The following is a 23,321-nucleotide window of genomic DNA, read 5'->3' as shown; positions in this document are numbered from 1 at the left end:
CCTGTAGCAGCTGGCGAAGCCTGCGTTCGGCTGCTGTAGGAGCGAGGCTTGCCCGCGAAGAACGATAACGCGGTGTGTCAGAACTGACGCCTTCGCGAGCAAGCTTCGCTCCTACAGCAGTCGAACGCAGGCTTCGCCAGCTGCTACACGGATTGGGGTTTGGCTTGGTTGGTCGGCGTTACTTTCGCCGCCCATAAAAAAATGGGCACCCAACCTCGTTGGCGTGCCCATTTTTTATCCCGCTTACCCGCCAGGCGGGACGTCGGTGTGTGTTACGGATTGACGCTGTCTTTCAACGATTTGCCTGGCTTGAAGGCAACGGTGTTGCTGGCCTTGATTTTGACGGGCTCACCGGTTTGCGGGTTTTTGCCGGTGCGGGCTCCGCGGTGGCGTTGCAGGAAGGTGCCGAAACCTACCAGCGTGACGCTATCTTTGCGGTGCAGGGCGCCGGTGATTTCTTCGAGAACGGCGTTGAGAACGCGGTTGGCCTGCTCTTTGGTGAGGTCTGCTTTTTCAGCAATTGCAGCGGCGAGGTCTGGTTTACGCATTAGTGAAGCCCCTTTGACGGTTTTTTGTTGTTATGTCCGTGCTGTTCTCGTTGGAACAGCGCCCAAAGCGCCGCAGGTGCTCTACTCTGCGGCAGACGGGAGTGAGGATGGCACGCACGGAAGAGCCGCGCCAGTCTCGGCGCGACCTTTGTAGGGGCAAAATGGGGGTGATTCCGACAGAACGTCCGGTATTTACGCCAGCAGGGCTGGAAGCTCTTTGTTGAGGGCGAGTTTTTCCATCACCGCCGCGCCTGTCAGGGCATAACCCAGCAGTTTTCCGCTGGCATCACGGCACAACACCTTGATGTCTGCGCCCTGCCCTTCGACCGTCCAGACGCCCTCGGCGCCCCGTGGCGGCGGCGAAACCACCAAGGGGCAGACCGGTGTTTTGACGGTGATCGGCATGGGGCCGTAGCTCACGGCGGTCGGTGTTCCGGCGAGGGTTTGCGCCAGCGCTCGCGCGCAGCTCATCAGGGGCATGACGTACAACAGATTCAGCCCGTCGACCTCGGCGCAATCGCCCAGCGCGTAGATATTGGCGTGGGAGGTTTTCAGGTGACGGTCGACCACCACGCCACGATTGACCTGCACGCCGGCCGCGGCGGCCAGGTCGATGCGTGGGCGCAGGCCGATCGCCGACACCACCACGTCGCACGGGATGACCTGGCCGTCGGACAGATGCGCTTCCAGCCCGCCTTCGACTCGCTGCAAGCGGTTGAGCACCGGGCCGAGGTGGAAGCGTGCGCCGAGGCTTTCCAGCCCGGCCTGAACGGCGGCGGCTGCCGCCGGGTGCAGCAAGGTCGGCATGACTTGTTCGCACGGTGCAACCAGTTGCACCTCGTAGCCGCCGAGACTCAGGTCGTTGGCAAACTCACAGCCGATCAGGCCGGCGCCCAGCAGCAATACCCGGCGCTTGCCGGCCGCGGCCGCGCGAAAACGCGCGTAGTCTTCCAGATCGTTGATCGGGAACACGCAATCGGCTGCGTCACCTTCGATGGGCACGCTGACGGTTTCTGCGCCCCAGGCGAGGATCAAGTCACGGTAAATCACCGCTTCCTCACCGATCCACAACCGCTTGTGACCAGGGTCGATGCCGCTGATGCGGGTGTGGGTGCGCACTTCGGCGTTCAATTGCTCGGCCATGGCGCCGGGTTCGGCCATGCTCAGGCCGTCGGCGTCTTTGTTTTTGCCGAAACCGGTGGAGAGCATCGGCTTGGAGTAAGAGCGTCCGTCATCGGCGGTAATCAGCAGCAGCGGGGTTTCGCCATCGAGTTTGCGAAACTCCCGGGCCAGGTTGTAGCCAGCGAGCCCGGTGCCGACGATCACGACAGGTGCGTTCATTCCTTACTCCTCTAATTTTTTTAGGCAGCGATTTCGATCATTTCGAAATCCATCTTGCCCACGCCGCAGTCCGGGCACAGCCAGTCTTCCGGTACGTCTTGCCACAGGGTGCCCGGCGCAATGCCGTCGTCCGGCCAGCCGTCTGCTTCGTTATAGATCAGGCCGCAAACCACACATTGCCACTTTTTCATTCGGTTCATCCTCAGGATTCAGGCTTTTACTGGCGCGAACAGTCGACGGATCAAGCGCTACCGTCCGGCTAACGGCGCTTTGTACTGATCGGGCCCGGCAGATGCAAGCCTGTTCGGCGCAACGGGCGGGCGGATCAATCAAATTCGCCGGCTGACATGGTAAGCTCGCCGCCTCATTTGCTGCCAATAATGACTCACTGTGCCGCACTCTACTCTCCCCCGCACTGCACCATTCTGGCGCTCCCAAAGCCAGCTCGCCCCCCTTCCCGACGCGTCTACCCTCGACTGGCTGTTCGACGAAGGCTCGCTGACGCGACGACTGATCCGTTTGTCGAATGATGGCTTCAGCGTCATGCCGCTGTTCGAAGGTTGGCAGCCCCTGCGCGCCGACGAGTGTGCGGCACTGGACCTGACCGAAGGCAGTGAAGGCTGGGTGCGCGAGGTGTATTTGCGCGGGCACGGTGAAGCGTGGGTGTTTGCCCGCAGCGTCGCGGCACGTAGCGCCTTGCAGGGCGATGGTTTGCACATGGACGAATTGGGTAGCCGCTCGTTGGGTGAGTTGCTGTTTTGCGATCAAGCGTTCCAGCGCCGCGCTATCGAAGTTTGTCACTATCCTCAGGAGTGGCTGCCGATGGAGTCCCGGGCACCGGAACTGTGGGGCCGTCGTTCACGCTTCGACCGCGGCGCCTTGAGCGTGCTGGTGGCCGAGATTTTCCTGCCGACCCTGTGGGCCGCGACTCGCGCGCATCCGGAGAACTGCTGATGTACCAGAGCCTGCTCAAGTCCCTGAACCGCGTCAATCCACGGGCCTGGGATTTCATTCAGCTGACCCGAATGGACAAGCCGATCGGCATTTATCTGCTGTTGTGGCCAACGCTGTGGGCGCTTTGGATTGCCGGCAAAGGTTCACCCTCCCTGGCCAATATCGTGATTTTCGTCCTCGGCGTGGTGCTGACGCGCGCCGGCGGCTGCGTGATCAACGACTGGGCGGATCGCAAGGTCGACGGTCATGTGAAACGCACCGAACAGCGGCCACTGGTGAGCGGCAGGATCAGCTCCAAGGAAGCCCTGGTGTTTTTCGCGCTGTTGATGGGCGTGAGTTTCCTGCTGGTGTTGTGCACCAACGCGGCGACGGTCTGGTTGTCGTTCGGTGGTTTGGCACTGGCCTTTAGTTACCCGTTCATGAAGCGCTACACCTATTACCCGCAAGTGGTGCTGGGCGCGGCGTTCTCTTGGGGCATGCCCATGGCGTTCACGGCCCAAACCGGTGAACTACCGGCCGCGGCGTGGTTGCTGTGGATCGCCAATCTGCTGTGGACGGTAGGCTATGACACCTATTACGCGATGACTGACCGCGACGATGACTTGAAGATCGGCGTGAAATCCACGGCGATTCTGTTTGGCGACGCAGACCGGGTAATCATTCTGACCCTGCAGGGGTTGGCGTTGGGTTGCCTGCTGCTGGCGGGGTCGAAATTCGAGCTGGGCGGCTGGTTCCACTTGGGATTGCTGGCGGCGGCGGGCTGTTTTGCGTGGGAGTTCTGGTACACCCGTGGCAAGGACCGGATGCGGTGTTTCAAGGCGTTTTTGCACAACCATTGGGCCGGGCTGGCGATTTTCGTGGGGATTGTGCTGGATTACGCGCTGCGTTGACGTTTGCAAAAAGATCGCAGCCGTCAGGCTGCGATCTTTAAACGGTTCAAATCTATTCGTGGATCAATGCTTAGGCATGTGCCACATATCTTTAAAGCCTTCGCCCTTCTGATCTCCAGGCTTTTCATCCTTCGAAAAGGTATACAAGGGTTTGCCCTCATAGCTCCACTGCATCATGCCGTCATCGCGTTTGATGGGCTTGTATTTGCCTTCAGCCTTGGCGCCTGCCGGAGCCATCATGGGCGGCCAGTACTTTGCACATTCACCGTTACACATCGACTTGCCACCGGAGTCCTTGTCGAACATGTAAACGGTCATGCCTTTTTGGTCGACCATCACACCGTCTTTCATCATGACGGGGTCAGCCGCGAAGGCCATTGATGGCAAAGCCAGGGCAGCTGCCAGCATCAGGGCTTTGAAAGACTGCGAGTATTGACTCATGGAAACCTTCCTTTTGTGGTTGTCAGGATTCGGACTTAGAGCTTAGTTCAGGATCGTGACGATCGCAGGGCGGCTAAAATACTGTCACACGACTGCAATAATTCCGTTATCTAATGCGGCGCAAGACAGTTAAATGACAAGAGGATTAAGGCATGGTTGGCAGGAGCATTCTGATCGTCGACGACGAAGCGCCCATTCGCGAAATGATCGCCGTTGCGTTGGAAATGGCCGGCTATGACTGCCTGGAGGCTGAGAACTCGCAGCAGGCCCACGCCATCATCATCGACCGCAAACCGGACCTGATCCTGCTCGACTGGATGCTGCCCGGCACGTCCGGCATCGAGTTGGCCCGCCGCTTGAAGCGCGATGAGCTGACCGGGGACATCCCGATCATCATGCTCACCGCCAAGGGCGAAGAGGACAACAAGATTCAGGGGCTGGAAGTCGGCGCCGACGACTACATCACCAAACCCTTTTCCCCTCGTGAGCTGGTTGCACGCCTGAAGGCCGTGCTGCGTCGTACGGGCCCGACCGATGGCGAAACCCCGATCGAAGTCGGTGGCCTGCTGCTGGACCCGATCAGCCACCGCGTGACCATCGACGGCAAACCCGCCGAGATGGGCCCGACCGAATACCGCTTGCTGCAGTTCTTCATGACTCACCAGGAACGTGCCTACACCCGTGGCCAGTTGCTGGATCAGGTCTGGGGCGGCAACGTTTATGTCGAAGAACGCACCGTCGACGTGCACATCCGTCGCCTGCGCAAAGCCCTCGGCGACGCCTACGAAAATCTGGTACAAACCGTGCGCGGAACCGGTTACCGTTTTTCTACCAAAGCTTGACGGCAGCTACGAGCGGCAAGCTTCAAGCGGCAAGCTAACAGCCAGGTCGCTTCAAACTTGCAGCTTGAGGCTTGACGCTAGAAGCTGCTTTTCTTTCAAGGACGCGCGCTCAAGTGAACCAAAACTGGCATGGCACCCTGATTCGCCACATGCTGCTACTGGTCACCGCCTGCCTGGTGATCGGCCTGATTTCCGGCTACTACGGCTGGAGCCTCGCCGCAGGCCTGGGCCTTTACCTGGCCTGGACCCTCAAGCAATTGCTGCGTCTGCATGAGTGGTTGCGTCTGCACAAACCCGATGAAGCCCCGCCCGATGGCTATGGCTTGTGGGGCGAGGTGTTCGACAGCATCTACCATCTGCAACGCCGCGACCAACGTGTGCGTGGGCGCCTGCAAGCGGTGATTGACCGGGTTCAGGAGTCCACCGCTGCGTTGAAAGACGCAGTGATCATGCTCGACACCGACGGCAACCTGGAATGGTGGAACCGCGCCGCCGAAACCTTGCTCGGCCTCAAGACTCCGCAGGACAGCGGCCAACCGGTGACCAACCTGGTGCGTCATCCGCGCTTCAAGGAATACTTCGAGCAGAACAGCTACACCGAGCCACTGGAAATTCCTTCGCCGATCAATGATCGCCTGCGCATTCAGCTGTACATCACCCGCTACGGCAACAACGAGCACTTGATGCTGGTGCGCGACGTCACGCGCATCCATCAGCTGGAACAGATGCGCAAAGACTTTATCGCCAACGTTTCCCATGAGTTGCGCACGCCGCTGACGGTGATCTGCGGTTACCTGGAAACGCTGCTCGACAACGTCGAGGACGTGAACCCGCGCTGGACCCGTGCCTTGCAGCAAATGCAGCAACAAGGCGGGCGCATGCAGACGTTGCTCAACGATTTGCTGCTGCTGGCCAAACTGGAAGCCACCGATTACCCCTCGGACAACCAGCCGGTGGCCATCGACGGCTTGCTGCAATCGATCAAGAGCGACGCGCAGCAATTGTCCGGCCAGCGTAATCAGACGATCACCCTGGAGGCCGACCCGACGATTCTGCTCAAGGGCAGCGAAGCCGAATTGCGCAGCGCGTTCTCTAACCTGGTGTTCAACGCGGTGAAATACACGCCGGCCGAAGGCCATATCCGCATTCGCTGGTGGGGCGATGAGCAAGGCGCACACCTGAGCGTGCAAGACTCCGGGATCGGCATCGACAGCAAGCACCTGCCACGCCTGACCGAACGTTTCTACCGGGTCGACTCCAGCCGCAACTCCAACACCGGCGGTACGGGCCTGGGGCTGGCGATCGTCAAACACGTGCTGCTGCGCCACCGCGCGCGGATGGAAATCAGCAGCGTCCCGGGGCACGGCAGCACTTTTACCTGCCATTTTGCGCCGGCCCAGGTCACTAAATCCCGAGTCATCAGCACTGCCGACTGATACCGGCCAGCACGCGCCACTAGGCAATCGCCCAGTCAGCCGCTACATTGGCTGACTTGTGCCTGACCTTCAGGCGTACTTTTTTATTTCCTTTTGAATCACACGGAACCCGCAAAACTCCATCATGGACCCTTCCCCTGGCTTGACCCTCGCGACACTCTTCGCCGATTTCGGCATGATTCTTTTTGCTCTGATCCTGGTTTTGCTCAACGGATTTTTCGTTGCGGCGGAATTTGCCATGGTCAAATTGCGCTCGACCCGGGTCGAGGCCATCGCTGATAAAAACGGCTGGCGCGGACATATCCTGCGCACCGTGCACAGTCAGCTCGATGCGTACCTGTCGGCGTGCCAATTGGGTATCACCCTCGCCTCCCTCGGCCTTGGCTGGGTGGGTGAACCGGCGTTCGCTCACATTCTCGAACCGCTGCTTGACGCCGTCGGCGTGCAGTCGGCCGAAGTGATCAAAGGCGTGTCGTTCTTCGCCGCGTTTTTTGTCATCTCGTACCTGCACATCGTGGTGGGTGAACTGGCCCCTAAATCCTGGGCCATCCGCAAACCCGAGTTGCTGTCGCTCTGGACGGCGGTGCCGCTGTACCTGTTCTACTGGACGATGTACCCGGCCATTTACCTGCTCAATGCCAGCGCCAACACGATTCTGCGGTTTGCCGGACAGGGTGAACCTGGCCCGCATCACGAACACCATTACAACCGTGACGAGCTCAAGCTGATCCTCCACTCCAGTCGTGCCAGTGACCCCAGCGACCAGGATATGCGCGTGCTGGCCTCGGCCGTGGAAATGGGCGAGCTGGAAGTGGTCGACTGGGCCAACTCGCGCGAAGACCTGATCTACCTCAACAGCACAGCCAAGCTGGAAGAAGTGTTCAGCCTGTTCCGCCGTCACAAGTACAGCCGCTTCCCGGTGTACGACGAGGAAACCGCCAACTTTATCGGCCTGCTACACATCAAGGACCTGCTGCTGCAACTGTCGGTGCTGGAGATGCTGCCATCCAAGTTCAATCTGACCGAGCTACTGCACCCGCTGGAGCGGGTTACCAGGCACATGCAGCTGTCCAGCCTGCTGGAACAGTTCCGCAAGGGCGGCGCGCACTTCGCGTTGGTCGAGGAGGCCGACGGCAAGGTGATCGGCTTCCTGACCATGGAAGACGTACTGGAAGCCCTGGTCGGCGATATCCAGGACGAACACCACAAGGCCGAGCGCGGGATTCTCGCGTACCAGCCCGGCAAGCTGCTGGTGCGCGGTGATACGCCTCTGTTCAAGGTCGAACGCCTGCTGGGCATCGATCTGGATCATGTTGAAGCCGAAACCCTCGCCGGGCTGGTCTATGAAACCCTGAAACGGGTGCCGGAAGAGGAAGAAGTGCTGGAAGTCGAGGGCTTGCGGATCATCATCAAGAAGATGAAAGGGCCGAAGATCATTCTGGCCAAGGTGTTGATGCTCGATTGATGCGCTGATCCGGACCAGCGTCGGTCCCTTCGCGAGCAGGCTCGTTCACAATGGAATGCATTTCAAAGGTGGGAGCGAGCCTGCTCGCGAAAGCGTCAGCCCAGACAACTCATCACTGCTTGCCCAACGCAAAGTTGGGCAATACGCCTACCGGTCGATTGAACTGGTACGGAATCGACACCAGCCCCAACCCGGTATTGCGTTGCACCACGAAGTGCAGGTGTGGCCCGCTGCTGTTGCCGGTATTGCCCGACAGCGCCAACGCAGTGCCCACTACCACCCGCTGACCTTCCCGAACGCACACGGAGCCTTGCTTGAGGTGCAGGTACACGCCCATGGTCCCGTCATCGTGCAGTATTCGCACAAAGTTGCCCGACGGATCGTTGCCACGCCCGGTCTGGGCATTCTCGGTTTTCACCACCACCCCGCCACGCGCGGCGATGATCGGCGTGCCTTCGGGCATGGCGATGTCCAGGGCGTAGCGGTTCTTCGGGCCAAAATGGCTGTATTGGCCATTGGCGCCCTGAGTCAGTCGAAACGGTCCGCCACGCCAGGGAAACGGGTAGCGATAGGCTATGGCGGCGCCTGAGGGGTCGCCCAGGGAGTATTCGAATTTCGGGGTGTACACAAGCGGCCTTTCGGGCTGCGTAGCCGTGAGCAGCGCCAGACGTATGCTGCTGCGGGCCGGCATCACCCGGCGAATCGGTCGGCTCGGCGCCCCACTGACGTTCGCCAACCCGGCGAAACTCAACTCGATCTCTACCGGCGCATACAGGTCATTGCGCACGTAGACGCTGTCCACGCCCTGCTTCTTGGTGATGACGAGGTACACCTGCCGCTCAAGGTGCTCGACCATGCGATCGCGAAAAGTGAACACCGTGGAGCCCTTCGTGGGGCGGTCGCTGTAGGAAACCACGCCATTGGCGTCGGTGGATTTGTAGATCGTCACGGCCCCCGCCGAGGCGCAGGCCACGAAAAGACCGCAGAAAAACAGCAGGCGCGCGAACATGGGCATGATTCTGTCGAGTAAGGCCTGGGATTGAGCCTAGCAGCTGCAATGGACCCATGGCGTCGGCAGATGTTTCAGAATGGTCGGTTTAGCGGATGTATGGTGAGTTTGATGGCCCCTTCGCGAGCAGGCTCGCTCCTACAGGGGAACGCATTCCAATGTGGGAGCGAGCCTGCTCGCGAAGGCGGGCTCTCAGGCGACGCGGGACTTAAGCACCCGGTACGAAATGCTTCTGCGCCGTACCCCGCGCGATCAAACGGGAGATGTAGTCGAGCTTCTGCGCGTCCTGATCGACAAAGCGGAAGGTCAGTTGCAGCCAGTCGCTGTCGGGTTTCGGTTCGTGGGCGACGATAGCGTGCAGGTAGCCGTTGAGGCGGGCAACTTCAGCGCTCTCGCCCTGTTCCAGGTCGAGTACGGCGCTGTCCAGCACTTGCGGCAGGGTGTCGGTGCGTTTCACCACCAGCAGCGCTTCCTTGAGACTCAAGGCTTTGATCACACATTGCTGAATGCCGCTCGGCAAGCGCAACTGGCCTTGGCCACGACCACCTGCTGCAGCGGCGGCGTTGACGGGGGCCTTGACCGGTGGGCTGTTGAGCAGGCCACGCGACGGGGCCGCTGATGGTGCTGTTGGCATGGTTGGCGCGGCCACGGCCGTCTTGCCGCCGGTCAGTGCAATCAGGGAATCGTTACCGAACGCGGAGTTTATTTTGACCGGCGCACTGCTCATCAAGGCGTCGAGCTTGCCGACCTTGTTCAATGCCTGTTTGACCTTGGTCAACAGCTGTTCGTTGGTGAACGGCTTGCTGACGTAGCCGGTTACGCCGGCCTGGATCGCCTGGACAACATTCTCTTTGTCGCCACGGCTGGTCACCATCACGAAGGGCATGGTCTTGAGGTTGTCCTGCTCGCGGCACCAGGTCAGCAGTTCCAGGCCAGACATTTCCGGCATTTCCCAGTCGCACAGGACCAGGTCGAACGCTTCCTTGGCCAGCATGGACTGAGCCTTTTTGCCATTGATGGCATCTTCGATCCGGATGCCCGGGAAGTAGTTACGCAGGCACTTCTTCACCAGGTCACGAATGAACGCCGCATCGTCCACCACCAACACACTGATCTTACTCATCCACCACCCCTCGAAAAAATCCCGGCAAGCATACCGCTTTGCTGATGGCACATTGCCAAAAACCGTCAGTCACGCCGGGACTTTTCGTTCGCGGGTGCTGCTTTGAACGTCGAAAACCGCACACAAAAACGCCCGGCCAAAGGACCGGGCGTTTTTCTTGGGCAGTCTTACTTATCGTCAGCTTTGCCCGGAACATTAGCGCTTTCGGCACTGGTGCCTTCAACTTCTTCTTTCATGCGCTTAAGGCCCAGGTGACGCACATCGGTGCCGCGCACCAGGTAAATCACCAATTCCGAGATATTGCGCGCGTGGTCGCCGATCCGCTCCAGCGAACGCAGTACCCAAATGATGCTCAAGACTCGCGAGATAGAGCGTGGGTCTTCCATCATGTAGGTCGCCAGCTCACGCAGGGCGGTCTTGTACTCGCGGTCGATGATCTTGTCATATTGCGCCACCGACAACGCCAGGTCGGCGTCGAAACGGGCAAACGCGTCCAGTGCATCGCGCACCATGTTGCGCACCTGGTCACCGATGTGGCGAACCTCGACGTAACCGCGCGGGGCTTCGCCCTCTTCGCACAGCTGGATGGCGCGGCGGGCAATCTTGGTGGATTCGTCGCCGATGCGTTCCAGGTCGATCACCGACTTTGAAATGCTGATGATCAGACGCAAGTCGGACGCCGCCGGCTGACGACGGGCCAGAATGCGCAGGCATTCTTCGTCGATGTTGCGTTCCATCTGGTTGATCTGGTCATCAATGTCGCGCACCTGCTGGGCCAGGCCGGAATCGGCCTCGATCAGCGCGGTGACCGCATCGTTGACCTGCTTCTCGACCAGCCCGCCCATGGCCAGGAGGTGGCTGCGCACTTCCTCAAGCTCGGCGTTGAACTGCTGGGAGATGTGATGGGTAAGGCCTTCTTTACTAATCATCTTGTTCGCTCCGCGAAAGTTGCAAGCTTCAAGCTGCAAGCTTCAAGCAGTTATGTATAAGTCCTGGTATCGCACCGCTTCTTTCTTGCCGCTTGCAGCTTGCAGCTTGCGGCGGTACGGCTAGCCGTATCGGCCTGTGATGTAGTCTTCGGTCTGCTTCTTCGCCGGATTGGTGAACAGAGTGTCGGTGTCGCCGAATTCCACCAGTTTGCCCATGTACATGAACGCCGTGTAGTCGGAAACCCGCGCGGCCTGTTGCATGTTGTGGGTCACGATGACGATGGTGAACTTCGATTTCAGTTCGTAGATCAGCTCTTCGACTTTCAGCGTGGAGATCGGGTCGAGTGCCGAGCAGGGTTCGTCGAGCAGCAGCACTTCGGGCTCCACCGCGATGGTGCGGGCGATCACCAGACGTTGCTGCTGACCACCGGACAGGCCGAGTGCCGACTCGTGCAAACGGTCTTTGACTTCGTCCCACAGCGCCGCACCTTTCAATGCCCACTCGACGGCTTCGTCCAGGATGCGCTTCTTGTTGATGCCCTGGATGCGCAAGCCGTAAACCACGTTCTCGTAGATGGTTTTCGGGAACGGGTTCGGCTTCTGGAACACCATCCCGACGCGACGACGCAGCTCGGCCACGTCTTCGCCTTTACGGTAGATGTTGTTGCCGTACAGGTTGATTTCGCCCTCTACGCGGCAGCCGTCGACCAGGTCGTTCATGCGATTGAAGGTGCGCAGCAGCGTGGACTTGCCGCAGCCGGACGGGCCGATGAAGGCGGTCACGCGCTGTTTCGGAATGTTCATGCTGACGTCATACAGCGCTTGTTTGTCGCCGTAGAACAGGCTCAGGCCCGGCACTTCGATGGCGACGGTTTCCTGCTCGAGTCTCAAGCTCTGTTTGTCTCGGCCCAGGGCAGACATGTTGATGCCGTGGGTATGTGCTTCGTGCTGCATGGGAGGCTCCCTGTGCTAACAAATTCGGTTCGGTGAGCCGCAGGCCGGGCCTGCGGTTACGTCATTCTTTGTAGGAGCGAGGCTTGCCCGCGAAGGCGTCCTTGAAATCGCCTTCGCCGGCAAGCCTGGCTCCTACCGGAGCGGCGGTTATCAGCTTTCCAGCGCTTTGTATTTTTCGCGCAGGTGGTTACGAATCCACACCGCCGACAGGTTCAATGTGGCGATCACCAGCACCAGCAACAGCGCCGTGGCGTACACCAGCGGACGCGCGGCTTCGACGTTCGGGCTCTGGAAGCCGACGTCATAGATGTGAAAGCCCAAGTGCATGATCTTTTGGTCAAGGTGAAGGTACGGGTAGTTGCCGTCCAGCGGCAGCGACGGTGCCAGTTTCACCACACCCACCAGCATCAGCGGCGCCACTTCACCGGCGGCGCGCGCTACGGCGAGGATCATGCCGGTCATCATCGCCGGGCTGGCCATTGGCAGCACGATCTTCCACAAGGTTTCAGCCTTGGTTGCGCCAAGGGCCAACGAGCCTTCACGCACGGTGCGAGGAATCCGCGCCAGGCCTTCTTCGGTGGCCACGATCACCACCGGCACCGCCAGCAGTGCCAGGGTCAACGAGGCCCAGAGCAGGCCCGGAGTACCGAAGGTCGGCGCCGGCAAAGCTTCGGGGAAGAAAATCCGATCCACCGAGCCGCCGAGTACGTAGACGAAGAAGCCCAGACCAAACACGCCGTAAACAATGGCCGGAACGCCCGCCAGGTTGTTCACGGCGATGCGGATGATCCGAGTCAGCACGTTCTGCTTGGCGTATTCACGCAGGTAAACCGCCGCCAGCACGCCGAATGGTGTCACGATCATCGCCATGATGAGGGTCATCATCACGGTGCCGAAAATGGCCGGGAAGATCCCGCCTTCGGTGTTCGCTTCACGCGGGTCATCGCTGAGGAATTCCCAGACCTTGCTGAAGTAGAAGCTGATCTTGGTGAAGTAGCCCATGGCGTTCGGCTGATAGGCGTGAACCACTTTGCCGATGCCCATTTCGATCTCTTTGCCGTTCGCATCGCGTGCCGTCAGGCTGTCGCGGTTGAACTGCGCGTGCAAGTCGCTGAGTCGAGCTTCAATATCTTGATAGCGTGCATTCAGTTCAGCGCGCTCGGACGCCATGTCCGCTTGTGCAGTGGCGTCGAGTTTGCCGGTCAGCTCCAGTTTGCGACCGTGCAGACGGACGCGCTCCAGACCTGAGTTGATCGCGCCGATGTCGGTTTTTTCCAGAATCTTGAGCTGCGCCGCGAGTTTGTTGACCCGATCCACACGCGCTTGCAACTCAGGCCACGCCGCTTCGCCCTCGGCAATGACCTTGCCGTCCTGTTTGACGTTGACCAGGTAACCGTAGAAGTTGCCCCACTCACGACGCTCGATCGTCATCAACTCTGGCGGGCTCGTCTGGTTAGTCAGCCATTCGCCGACGACCCAGGTGAAGTCGTTGCCGTTCAGGTCACGGTTGCCGACTTTGATCAGCTCGCGAGTCATGAACTCCGGGCCCTGATCGGGCACCGGCAGGCCAGCGCTTTTCAAGCGCTCGCGCGGCACTTCTTCTTTCTGCACCACTTCGCCGATCACCAGGTGATTGGCCTGGCCCGGCACGTCGTAGTTGGCGTGTATCAGGTCCGCCGGCCAGAAGTGACCCAGGCCGCGCACGGCAATCACCGCGAGCAAGCCAATGGTCATGATGACCGCGATGGACACCGCGCCGCCGCTGATCCAGACGCCGGGGGCGCCGCTCTTGAACCATCCGTTCAGGGAGTTCTGTTTCACAGACTTCTACCTTTCTTAAAGCGACGAGTATTTCTTGCGCAGACGCTGACGAATCAGTTCCGCGAGGGTGTTCATGATGAAGGTGAACAGCAGCAGCACCAGCGCCGAGAGGAACAGCACGCGGTAGTGGCTGCCGCCGACTTCCGATTCGGGCATTTCCACCGCGACGTTGGCAGCCAGCGTGCGCAGGCCTTCAAACAGGTTCATTTCCATGACCGGGGTGTTACCCGTAGCCATCAGCACGATCATGGTTTCCCCGACCGCACGGCCCATGCCGATCATCAGTGCCGAGAAGATGCCCGGGCTGGCGGTGAGGATTACCACGCGGGTCATGGTCTGCCACGGCGTAGCACCCAGTGCCAGGGAACCCAGCGTCAAACCGCGAGGCACGCTGAACACGGCATCTTCGGCAATGGAATAGATGTTCGGGATGACCGCGAAGCCCATGGCCAGACCCACCACCAGAGCGTTGCGCTGATCGTAAGTGATGCCCAGGTCGTGGGAGATCCACATGCGCATGTCGCCGCCGAAGAACCAGGTTTCCATGTACGGGCTCATGTACAACGACAACCAGCCCACGAACAGAATGACTGGAATCAGAATCGCGCTTTCCCAACCGTCCGGCACTTTCAGGCGGATGGACTCAGGCAGACGGCTGAAGACAAAACCGGCCACCAGAATGCCGATCGGCACGAGCATCAGCAGACTGAAGATGCCCGGCAAGTGCCCTTCCACATACGGCGCGAGGAACAGACCGGCGAAGAAACCGAGGATCACCGTCGGCATCGCTTCCATCAACTCGATCACCGGCTTGACCTTGCGGCGCATGCCCGGCGCCATGAAGTACGCGGTGTAGATCGCAGCGGCAACGGCCAGTGGCGCAGCCAGCAGCATGGCGTAGAACGCGGCTTTCAAGGTACCGAAGGTCAGCGGGGACAAGCTCAGCTTGGGTTCGAAATCGGTGTTGGCGGCGGTCGATTGCCAGACGTATTTAGGCTCGTCGTAGTTTTCGTACCAGACCTTGCTCCACAACGCGCTCCAGGAAACTTCCGGGTGCGGGTTGTCCAGCAGCAGCGGTTGAATCTTGCCGCCCGCTTCCACGATCACGCGGTTGGCCCGTGGCGACAGGCCGAAAATGCCCTGGCCATCGACGACCTGATCCACCAGCAAGGTGCGGTGGGCGGTGCTGTGGAACACACCGAGCTTGCCCGAGGCGTCGAGGGCGACGAAGCCTTTGCGACGCTCTTCGGCGGTGATTTCAACGATGGGCGCGGTGCCCATCTGGAAAGTACGGATCTGCTTCAGACGCAGTTCGCCATCCGGGTCGCGAGCCATGAACCACTGGGCCAGACCGCCTTTGGAGTCGCCGATGATCAGCGAGATGCCGCCCACCAGTTGAGTGCTGGCGGTGACTTGGGCTTCGCCATCTTCAAGCAGCTTGTAGCGACCGTTAAGGCTCTTGTCGCGCAGGCTGAACACGTCGGCCTGGGCCCGACCGTTAACCACATACAACCACTGCTGACGCGGGTCGACAAAGATGTTCTTCACCGCCTCGGTCATCTGCGGCAGGTCGATGCGCTTCTGCTCGGTGGTGATTTCGCCGGTCATCATGTTTTCTTCGCTGGTCAGCGAAAGCACATTGAGTTGTGAACCAGTGGCACCGACCAGCATCAGGGTCGTGTCGGTGGCGTTGAGGCTGATGTGCTCCAGCACACCGCCCGCCTCGTTCAACGCGATTGGCGTTTCACCGTATGGATACTCGATGGCCGGCGAAATGGTCTTCTTGCCGTCCGGGTAGCTGACTTTATAGGTGTGGCGGAACACCAATGCCTGACCGTTGGACAAGCCCACTGCCACCAGTGGATGGCCTGGCTGGTCTTCGCCGATGGAAGTCACGGTAGTGCCGGCCGGGATCGGCAGATCGACGCGCTTGAGTTCAGCGCCACTGTCGATATCAAAGAACAGCGCCTGGCCTTTGTCGGATACCCGCATGGCCACCTGGTTCTGTTCTTCCATGGAGATCATCAACGGCTTGCCGGCGTCTTGCATCCAGGCGGGCGTGATGGCGTCTTTGGCCGTCAGGCTCGCCCCTTGAAACAGAGGCGCGACGACGTAAGCGAGGAAGAAGAAGATCAACGTGATCGCGCCGAGCACGGCAAGGCCGCCAACGAGGACGTACCAGCGGGTCAGGCGATCTTTGAGCGCGCGGATGCGGCGCTTGCGTTGCAGCTCAGGCGTATTGAAGTCAATTCGCTTGGGGGGATTAGTAGTCATTGTGGAATTGGCCAGATCATTCATTCGCACACCCTAGCGATCCTGTATGACAGAAAGATGACAATGCAGTGACGCAGCAAATCCGCCGCCTGTGGAAACAGGCAGCGGACTGAAATTTGGGGGGTGTGTAGGAGCGAGCTTGCTCGCGAAATTGGAACATCCGACGCATCTTTTGTGCTGGACGACCATCGCGAGCAATCGAACGTCGACCGGCTGCTCCTACACGGATCCGAGGCTAGCCCCGGATCAAGGTTTTACTTTTTTGCGACTTCAGGGCCGCCTTCCGTCAGACCCAGGTCAGCCAGTGCTTTTGCAGCAACCTTGGCTGGCAATGGGATGTAGCCGTCTTTCACTACAACTTCCTGACCCTGTTTGGACAGAACCAGTTTCACGAACTCGGCTTCCAGCGGGGCCAGAGGCTTGTTCGGGGCTTTGTTGACGTAAACGTAGAGGAAACGCGACAGCGGGTATTTGCCGTTCAGTGCGTTTTCTTCGCTGTCTTCGATGAACTCAGTGCTGCCCTTCTTGGACAGAGCCACCGTCTTCACGCTAGCGGTTTTGTAGCCGATGCCCGAGTAACCGATGCCGTTCAGCGAGGAGCTGATCGACTGCACGACCGAAGCCGAACCTGGTTGTTCGTTGACGTTTGGCTTGTAGTCGCCTTTGCACAGGGCTTCTTCTTTGAAGTAGCCATAAGTGCCGGATACCGAGTTACGACCGAACAGTTGAACCGGCTTGTTGGCCAGGTCGCCGGTCACGCCCAGGTCGCCCCAGGTTTTGACTTCGGTTTTAGCGCCGCACAGACGGGTGGACGAGAAGATCGCGTCGACTTGTTCCATGGTCAGGTGCTGGATCGGGTTGTCTTTGTGCACGAACACAGCCAGGGCGTCCACGGCAACCGGGATAGCGGTTGGCTTGTAGCCGTACTTCTGCTCGAAGGCAGCCAGTTCGGTGTCCTTCATCTTGCGGCTCATCGGGCCCAGGTTGGAGGTGCCTTCAGTCAGCGCAGGTGGCGCAGTGGCGGAGCCAGCGGCCTGAATCTGGATGTTTACGTTCGGGTATTCTTTTTTGTAGTTCTCAGCCCACAGGGTCATGAGGTTGGCCAGGGTATCGGAGCCGACGCTGGACAGGTTGCCCGACACACCAGTGGTCTTGGTGTAGCTCGGGATCGACGGGTCTACAGCGGCGAACGCGTTGGCAGTCGCAACGCCAGCAGCGACAAAAGTCATTGCCGCCATCAAACGCTTCAGTTTCATGCCTTACTCCTAGCAGATAGGGTGTGTTAAGTCGGGGCCAAGTATCAGCAGGCCGTGTGAACACTCTATGGCTGAAATATGACAATTGGATGAAAGGCCAGCATTCGATGTTTTGCAGGGGGACCGAGTTATCGTTCTTCGCGGGCAAGCCTCGCTCCTACAGGTCTAGGTGATCTGTAGGAGCGAGGCTTGCCCGCGAAGACGTCGGCCGGTCTAGCGCCCCTTCTTCCAAAGATACCCACCCACCACAATCCCGACCCCACAGATGATCGCCACATAATAGGCTGGCCCCATCGGACTCTCCTTCAACAACAAGGTCACCACCATCGGCGTCAACCCGCCAAAAATGGCATAGGCCAGGTTGTAGGAGAACGACAGCCCGCTGAAGCGCACCACCGCCGGAAAGGCTTTGACCATCACGTACGGCACCGCGCCGATGGTGCCGACCAGCAGACCGGTCAAGGCGTACATCGGGAACAGCCACTCAGGGTGGTTGAACAGGCTGTGATAGAAGGTCCACGAACTGATCAACAGCGCAGCACTGCCGAACACGAACACCCGGCCGGCGCCGAAACGGTCGGCCAGCGCGCCGGACGCTACGCAGCCCAGGCTGAGGAAGACGATCGCCAGGCTGTTGGCCTGCAACGCGGTCGTTGGCGAGAAATGGTAGACCGTTTGCAGAACGGTTGGCGTCATCAGAATCACCACGATGATGCCGGCGGACAGGAGCCAGGTCAGCAGCATGGAAATCAGGATCGCGCCGCGATGGTCGCGCAACACGGCACGTAGCGGCACTTCTTCGGCCAGGGCTTTGCGCAGTTGCAACTCGGCGAACACCGGGGTTTCGTGTAGCCAGCGGCGCAAGTACACCGAGAACAGACCAAACACACCCCCGAGCAGGAACGGGATCCGCCAGGCGTAATCCGACACTTCCACCGGGGTGTAAAGGCTGTTGATCACCGTGGCGACCAACGAACCCAGCAAGATACCCGCCGTCAAACCGCTGGTCAGGGTACCGCAGGCGTAGCCGATATGACGCTGCGGAACGTGTTCGGAAACGAATACCCACGCGCCCGGTACTTCACCGCCAATCGCTGCGCCCTGGATCACCCGCATCAGCAGCAACAGGATCGGCGCCCACATGCCAATCTGCGCATACGTCGGCAGCAGCCCCATGATCAGGGTGGGCACGGCCATCATGAAAATGCTCAAGGTAAACATTTTCTTGCGTCCCAGCAGGTCACCGAAGTGCGCCATCACAATGCCGCCCAAGGGCCTTGCAAGGTAACCGGCGGCGAAAATGCCGAAGGTCTGCATCAGCCGCAGCCACTCAGGCATGTCCGCCGGGAAGAACAGCTTGCCCACCACCGTGGCGAAGAACACGAAGATAATGAAGTCGTAGAACTCCAGCGCCCCGCCCAAGGCAGACAGCGATAACGTCTTGTAGTCATTGCGGGTCAGCGGACGTGCGGGTTGTGTTGGCTGCGCGATGCTCGAGGGCGCTGTGGTCATGGCAAGGGCTTCTCTTATAGTCGGATCTGCACCCCCAACAACGCTGGCGGAGGCTTGGGCAGGTCCGGCACGATAACAAATAGTTCGAAAAAGCACATAGAAGCGCGTATTTGACAGTCAAAATGAGAACCGGACGGTCGTCTCGGAGTCTACCGACCGATATACTCGCAATATTGCGACATGTTGAATGGGTTGCTGTGCGAAAACGCCTTCCGGGGTTTATAGGCGATTTCGCAGAGTTTCCCTTTAGGCGCCTTACGAAAAACGTGACGAACGCGGTATGTTCGGGGCTGAATCGTTTTTCTTGAAAGCGGCTATTCACCTGAAGTACCAATGAAGAGTCACGGGTCAGAGGCACCCCCGGCATGATAGAGCTCGAACAAGAAGATCCCATTCCGCAAGGCGACCTGGCCCTGCAAATCACCGCGCTTCCTCGTGAAACCAACGGTTTCGGCGATATTTTCGGCGGCTGGCTGGTGGCGCAGATGGATTTGGCCGGCACCGCAATGGCCAGCAAAGTCGCGGGAGGTCGTGTGGCCACCGTTGCGATCGACCGCATGGCATTCCTGGTGCCGGTCGCGGTAGGCGCTCAACTTTCCTTTTATACCCAGGCGCTGGAAATCGGCCGCAGCTCGATCAAGATGATGGTTGAAGTCTGGAGCGACGATCCACTGTCCAGCGAATGGCGCAAAGTCACCGAAGCGGTGTTCGTGTTCGTCGCCATCGATGGCAGCGGTCGTACCCGTTCGGTTCCGCCCCGGGCCCGTTAAAAAGAGCCTGGTTAAACCCGGCGCCCTTTTTGCGGTCTGTAGTCGTCATTGTTGCTGATCGAGAGTTGTCCCATGAACACGCCCAACGTTGAAGCCGTGAAACTGGATGAACTGAACTGCTGGCGCATCCGCCACGGTCAGGCCGAATTGCTGGTCGCCCAACAAGGCGCGCACATCCTCAGTTATCAATTTGCCGGCCAACCGCCGCTGATCTGGCTCAACGATGAGGCCGTGTTCAAGGCCGGCAAGAGCATCCGCGCCGGTGTGCCGGTGTGCTGGCCGTGGTTCGGTAATCTGTCACGCAACCCGCAAAGCGTTCAGGCGATGCGTGTCAGCAGCGAACCGCCAACCGCGCACGGACTGGTACGCGCAATGGATTGGGAGCTGGACGGCATCGAGACCGAAGGTGAGAGCCTGAAGGTCGAGTTTCTTCTGCCGTACCCCGAAGCCGGCTTGCCGGGCTGGCCACATCAGGTGGACTTGAAGCTGAGCATTCGTCTGGATGAGCAGTTGCACATCAGCCTGACCAGCCATAACCAGGGCACTGAAAAAGTCACCATCAGCCAGGCGCTGCACAGCTACTTCGCGGTCAGCGATGTACGCAATGTGCATGTCGAAGGGTTGGATGGCTTGAGTTACATCGAGACGCTGGACGATTGGAAAACCGTGACTCAGACCGGTGATCTGCGTTTTGCGGGCGAGACCGATCGCATCTACCTCAACACCCCGGCGAAGCTGAGCATTGTCGATCCCGCCTGGGAACGGCGCATCGAGCTGACCAGCAGCGGCTCACGCTCGGCAGTGATCTGGAACCCGTGGATCGATCGTGCGGCAGCGTTCAGTGACATGGCCGACGATGGCTGGCAGCGGATGGTGTGCATTGAAACGGCGAACGTGATGGATGATGTGGTGACGTTGGCGCCGGGGGCGAGCCATACCCTTGGCGTGAGCATCGGCAGCCAGCCTCTGTAACACCACAAAACCACTGTAGGAGCGAGCAAGCTCGCTCCCACAGTTACAAATCCGACTCTTTCACCACCCTGACCTTCGCCGCATCCAGCGCATACGCCGCATCAGCCAGGTCGTTGTTGACCTTTTCGATCTTCAGCGTGCCGGTCACCCACAGCGGTGTGTAGATATCATTGAGCTTCAACCCCTGCGGATAACGCACCAGCACCAGTTGGTTAGGCGGCGGTGGCGGCACGTGGATGCAGGCGCCCGGATACGGCACAAGGAAAAACAGCGTACTGCGGCCCTTGGCGTCGGTCTCCAGCGGCACTGGATAACCGCCGATGCGGATGTTCTTATCGTTCATCGACGGTACGGTTTTGGTCGAATACATCACTGCCGGCAGCCCCTTGCTCTGCTTCATGCCACCCTTTTTGGTAAAGGTGCCATTGCCTTCAGGTGAGTTGTGATCGATTTCGGGCATGGCCTCGAGGGCTTTCTGGTCCGACTTGGGCATCAGTTCGAGCCAGTCGGTTTCCGGCAGTTCGCCGGCGTGGGCAACGCCCGCGCCCAGTAAAAGGAAAGTCAGTAGAAAACGGCGCATGAAGGTGCTCGTAAAGGAAAGACATTAAATCGCCGAGCATTTTAGCCCTCTCCGCGTGCATCGCAGAGAAGGCTTCGTCGCTTTGGATCAGCTCTTTTTGATAAAGCCGTAGATCACCAGCAACACTATGGCGCCCATCAGCGCACCGATGAAGCCCGCGCCCTGGCCGGCCTGGTAGATGCCCAGCGCCTGGCCGCCGTATGTGGCTGCCAATGAACCGCCGATACCGAGCAGGATGGTCATGATCCAGCCCATGCTGTCATCGCCCGGTTTCAGGAACCGAGCCAGCAGGCCGACGATCAAGCCGATAAAAATGGTTCCAATAATTCCCATGGCATTTCCCTCTGATTGGTGAGACAGAACACCTTGCCAAAGCCTAGTCAGACTTTGGCATCCTGCCATGAGAGAACGGCGGCCCCTGAATGGTTCCGCCGCTGCAACATGAAACTATTCGGCGATGAGCGCTTCGACTTTGAGGATCTGCTGCTCTAGCGTGGCCTTATCGGCGCAGCGCAGGGTGGCGTGACCCACCTTGCGGCCGACCTTGAACGCTTTGCCGTAGTGATGCAGATGGCAATCGGCGATGGCCAGGACCTTGTCGGTCTCCGGCACTTCACCAATGAAGTTGAGCATCGCGCTTTCACCGACCTTGGCGGTCGACCCCAGCGGCAGGCCGGCAACCGCCCGCAAGTGGTTTTCGAACTGGCTGCACTCGGCGCCTTCGGTGGTCCAGTGCCCGGAGTTGTGCACGCGCGGAGCGATTTCGTTGGCCTTGAGGCCACCGTCGACTTCAAAGAATTCAAACGCCATGACGCCGACGTATTCCAGTTGCTTGAGCACGCGGCTGGAATAGTCTTCGGCCAATGCTTGCAACGGGTGGTCGGTACTGGCCACGGACAGTTTGAGAATGCCACTGTCGTGGGTGTTGTGAACCAGCGGATAGAACCGGGTTTCACCATCGCGAGCACGCACGGCAATCAGCGAAACTTCACCGGTGAACGGCACGAAGCCTTCCAGCAGACAGGCCACGCTCCCCAACTCGGCGAAGGTGCCGACCACATCTTCAGGTGTGCGCAGGACTTTCTGGCCCTTGCCGTCATAACCCAGGGTGCGGGTTTTCAGCACGGCCGGCAGGCCGATGGAAGCCACCGCGGCGTCGAGATCGGCTTGCGATTGAATGTCGGCGAACGCAGGCGTCGGAATCCCGAGGTCCTTGAACATGCTCTTTTCGAACCAGCGGTCACGAGCGATGCGCAAGGCTTCGGCACTCGGGTAGACCGGGACGAATTGCGACAGGAACGCCACGGTTTCGGCCGGAACACTTTCGAACTCGAAGGTCACCAGATCGACTTCATCGGCCAGCTGACGCAAGTGATCCTGATCGCCGTAATCGGCCCGCAGGTGTTCGCCCAACGCGGCTGCGCAAGCATCCGGCGCCGGGTCCAGGAAAGCGAAGTTCATACCCAGCGGAGTACCCGCCAGCGCCAACATGCGACCCAACTGGCCGCCTCCGATTACACCGATCTTCATCGTCAACAACCTCAGGCGATGCGTGGGTCTGGATTTTCCAGGACGCTGTCTGTCTGCTCAGCACGGAAAGTTTTCAGCACCGTGTGGAACTGCGGGTGCTTGGCGCCCAGGATGCTCGCCGAAAGCAATGCTGCGTTGATCGCGCCGGCCTTGCCGATGGCCAGGGTGGCGACCGGAATGCCTGCTGGCATCTGCACAATAGACAGCAGCGAATCGACGCCCGAGAGCATCGCCGACTGCACCGGAACGCCCAGCACCGGCAGGTGGGTCTTGGCCGCACACATGCCTGGCAAGTGGGCCGCGCCGCCGGCACCGGCGATGATCACCTCGATGCCACGCGCCTCTGCCTCTTCCGCGTACTGGAACAGCAGGTCCGGGGTGCGGTGGGCAGAGACCACTTTCACCTCGTAAGGAATGCCGAGCTTTTCCAGCATATCGGCGGTGTGGCTAAGGGTGGACCAATCGGACTTGGAGCCCATGATCACGCCAACCAGTGCACTCATCGTCGTGCCTCTTCTCTCTGGGCGCCCGCAGGCGCGTCAAAAAACAACAAGCCACGCAAAATGCGTGGCTTGATTGTACGAATTATGGCCAGTCAAACCGGCCGAAGGCCGCGCAGTATACCTCAATGAAGCAGATAAACAGCCCCCGAGATGACCATCTGTCATACGGCG

At 59.7% G+C, this 23,321-nt stretch carries 23 protein-coding genes; 7 read left to right on the top strand and 16 right to left on the bottom strand.

Translation table 11 applies throughout. The features are described from left to right. Window positions 1-272: 272 nt before the first annotated feature. The 3 genes from ACM6IR_RS23435 to ACM6IR_RS23425 all read right to left on the bottom strand — a co-directional run bounded on the left by ACM6IR_RS23435 (window position 273) and on the right by ACM6IR_RS23425 (window position 2,080). On the bottom strand, window positions 273-548 hold the full coding sequence (locus ACM6IR_RS23435; protein ID WP_003195589.1) for an HU family DNA-binding protein: 276 nt from the start codon (window positions 546-548) through the stop codon (window positions 273-275). Window positions 549-740: 192 nt separating this feature from the next. Next, on the bottom strand, window positions 741-1,889 hold the full coding sequence (locus tag ACM6IR_RS23430; RefSeq protein ID WP_414909891.1) for an NAD(P)/FAD-dependent oxidoreductase: 1,149 nt from the start codon (window positions 1,887-1,889) through the stop codon (window positions 741-743). A gap of 20 nt (window positions 1,890-1,909) precedes the next feature. After that, window positions 1,910-2,080, bottom strand: a complete 171-nt coding sequence (locus tag ACM6IR_RS23425) for a rubredoxin (protein ID WP_007942683.1) — start codon at window positions 2,078-2,080, stop codon at window positions 1,910-1,912. A gap of 199 nt (window positions 2,081-2,279) precedes the next feature. Between ACM6IR_RS23425 and ACM6IR_RS23420 the strand changes: the two genes are divergently transcribed. Together ACM6IR_RS23420 and ubiA are read left to right on the top strand one after the other, a co-directional pair. Further along, window positions 2,280-2,843, top strand: a complete 564-nt coding sequence (locus ACM6IR_RS23420) for a chorismate--pyruvate lyase family protein (RefSeq protein WP_414909890.1) — start codon at window positions 2,280-2,282, stop codon at window positions 2,841-2,843. Then, window positions 2,843-3,733, top strand: coding sequence for a 4-hydroxybenzoate octaprenyltransferase (ubiA, locus tag ACM6IR_RS23415; RefSeq protein ID WP_414909889.1), 891 nt, complete (start codon window positions 2,843-2,845; stop codon window positions 3,731-3,733). The genes ACM6IR_RS23420 and ubiA overlap by 1 nt, the downstream gene beginning before the upstream one ends. A 63-nt stretch (window positions 3,734-3,796) precedes the next feature. Here the strand turns inward: ubiA and ACM6IR_RS23410 are convergent, their stop codons facing one another. Continuing rightward, entirely contained in the window at window positions 3,797-4,174 is a 378-nt protein-coding gene (locus ACM6IR_RS23410) for a hypothetical protein (protein WP_414909888.1), read from the bottom strand. A 152-nt stretch (window positions 4,175-4,326) separates the two neighbouring features. Between ACM6IR_RS23410 and phoB the strand changes: the two genes are divergently transcribed. From phoB to ACM6IR_RS23395, 3 genes are all read left to right on the top strand, one after another. Beyond that, complete coding sequence (phoB, locus tag ACM6IR_RS23405; protein ID WP_414909887.1) at window positions 4,327-5,016, top strand: phosphate regulon transcriptional regulator PhoB; 690 nt, start codon at window positions 4,327-4,329, stop codon at window positions 5,014-5,016. 149 nt (window positions 5,017-5,165) lie between these two features. Next, window positions 5,166-6,452: a phosphate regulon sensor histidine kinase PhoR gene (gene phoR / locus ACM6IR_RS23400; protein WP_414909981.1), complete on the top strand. Its 1,287-nt coding sequence runs from the start codon at window positions 5,166-5,168 to the stop codon at window positions 6,450-6,452. A 124-nt stretch (window positions 6,453-6,576) separates the two neighbouring features. Beyond that, window positions 6,577-7,917, top strand: a complete 1,341-nt coding sequence (locus ACM6IR_RS23395) for a hemolysin family protein (protein ID WP_414909886.1) — start codon at window positions 6,577-6,579, stop codon at window positions 7,915-7,917. A gap of 112 nt (window positions 7,918-8,029) precedes the next feature. Here ACM6IR_RS23395 and ACM6IR_RS23390 read toward each other — a convergent pair whose 3' ends face one another. The 8 genes from ACM6IR_RS23390 to ACM6IR_RS23355 form a co-directional block, all read right to left on the bottom strand. Further along, on the bottom strand, window positions 8,030-8,926 hold the full coding sequence (locus ACM6IR_RS23390) for a peptidoglycan DD-metalloendopeptidase family protein (protein ID WP_414909980.1): 897 nt from the start codon (window positions 8,924-8,926) through the stop codon (window positions 8,030-8,032). Between the two features lie 208 nt (window positions 8,927-9,134). After that, the gene (locus tag ACM6IR_RS23385; protein ID WP_414909885.1) at window positions 9,135-10,049 is read right to left on the bottom strand and encodes a response regulator; all 915 of its coding nucleotides are present in this window, start codon (window positions 10,047-10,049) and stop codon (window positions 9,135-9,137) included. Window positions 10,050-10,216: 167 nt separating this feature from the next. Further along, a complete protein-coding gene (phoU, locus tag ACM6IR_RS23380) occupies window positions 10,217-10,978 on the bottom strand; it encodes a phosphate signaling complex protein PhoU (protein ID WP_414909884.1) in 762 nt (253 codons plus the stop codon). Window positions 10,979-11,098: 120 nt separating this feature from the next. After that, window positions 11,099-11,932 carry a phosphate ABC transporter ATP-binding protein PstB gene (pstB, locus tag ACM6IR_RS23375; RefSeq protein ID WP_201115638.1) on the bottom strand — a complete coding sequence of 278 codons (834 nt, stop codon included), beginning with the start codon at window positions 11,930-11,932 and terminating at the stop codon, window positions 11,099-11,101. 150 nt (window positions 11,933-12,082) lie between these two features. Continuing rightward, window positions 12,083-13,753, bottom strand: coding sequence for a phosphate ABC transporter permease PstA (gene pstA / locus ACM6IR_RS23370; protein WP_414909883.1), 1,671 nt, complete (start codon window positions 13,751-13,753; stop codon window positions 12,083-12,085). 15 nt (window positions 13,754-13,768) lie between these two features. Beyond that, on the bottom strand, window positions 13,769-16,051 hold the full coding sequence (locus ACM6IR_RS23365; protein ID WP_414909882.1) for an ABC transporter permease subunit: 2,283 nt from the start codon (window positions 16,049-16,051) through the stop codon (window positions 13,769-13,771). A 230-nt stretch (window positions 16,052-16,281) separates the two neighbouring features. Then, complete coding sequence (locus ACM6IR_RS23360) at window positions 16,282-17,283, bottom strand: phosphate ABC transporter substrate-binding protein PstS (protein ID WP_414909881.1); 1,002 nt, start codon at window positions 17,281-17,283, stop codon at window positions 16,282-16,284. Between the two features lie 213 nt (window positions 17,284-17,496). Then, window positions 17,497-18,795 (bottom strand): MFS transporter, encoded by a 1,299-nt coding sequence (locus ACM6IR_RS23355; protein WP_414909880.1) that lies wholly within the window; start codon window positions 18,793-18,795, stop codon window positions 17,497-17,499. A 365-nt stretch (window positions 18,796-19,160) separates the two neighbouring features. Here ACM6IR_RS23355 and ACM6IR_RS23350 point away from each other — a divergent pair, with 365 nt between their 5' ends. Further along, complete coding sequence (locus tag ACM6IR_RS23350) at window positions 19,161-19,565, top strand: acyl-CoA thioesterase (RefSeq protein ID WP_007942704.1); 405 nt, start codon at window positions 19,161-19,163, stop codon at window positions 19,563-19,565. A 72-nt stretch (window positions 19,566-19,637) separates the two neighbouring features. Then, window positions 19,638-20,537 carry a D-hexose-6-phosphate mutarotase gene (locus tag ACM6IR_RS23345; protein ID WP_414909879.1) on the top strand — a complete coding sequence of 300 codons (900 nt, stop codon included), beginning with the start codon at window positions 19,638-19,640 and terminating at the stop codon, window positions 20,535-20,537. Between the two features lie 43 nt (window positions 20,538-20,580). Here ACM6IR_RS23345 and ACM6IR_RS23340 read toward each other — a convergent pair whose 3' ends face one another. From ACM6IR_RS23340 to purE, 4 genes are all read right to left on the bottom strand, one after another. Then, entirely contained in the window at window positions 20,581-21,117 is a 537-nt protein-coding gene (locus ACM6IR_RS23340; RefSeq protein WP_414909878.1) for a DUF3299 domain-containing protein, read from the bottom strand. An 87-nt stretch (window positions 21,118-21,204) separates the two neighbouring features. Further along, window positions 21,205-21,450: a GlsB/YeaQ/YmgE family stress response membrane protein gene (locus ACM6IR_RS23335; protein ID WP_414909877.1), complete on the bottom strand. Its 246-nt coding sequence runs from the start codon at window positions 21,448-21,450 to the stop codon at window positions 21,205-21,207. A gap of 114 nt (window positions 21,451-21,564) precedes the next feature. After that, window positions 21,565-22,647 carry a 5-(carboxyamino)imidazole ribonucleotide synthase gene (locus tag ACM6IR_RS23330; protein ID WP_414909876.1) on the bottom strand — a complete coding sequence of 361 codons (1,083 nt, stop codon included), beginning with the start codon at window positions 22,645-22,647 and terminating at the stop codon, window positions 21,565-21,567. An 11-nt stretch (window positions 22,648-22,658) separates the two neighbouring features. Continuing rightward, complete coding sequence (purE, locus tag ACM6IR_RS23325) at window positions 22,659-23,150, bottom strand: 5-(carboxyamino)imidazole ribonucleotide mutase (protein ID WP_103395969.1); 492 nt, start codon at window positions 23,148-23,150, stop codon at window positions 22,659-22,661. Window positions 23,151-23,321: the final 171 nt, after the last annotated feature.

This window comes from Pseudomonas sp. IT-P253 (genome assembly GCF_949768125.1).
Taxonomy (GTDB): Bacteria; Pseudomonadota; Gammaproteobacteria; order Pseudomonadales; family Pseudomonadaceae; genus Aquipseudomonas.
This window is presented reverse-complemented; position numbering and strand designations above follow the sequence as displayed.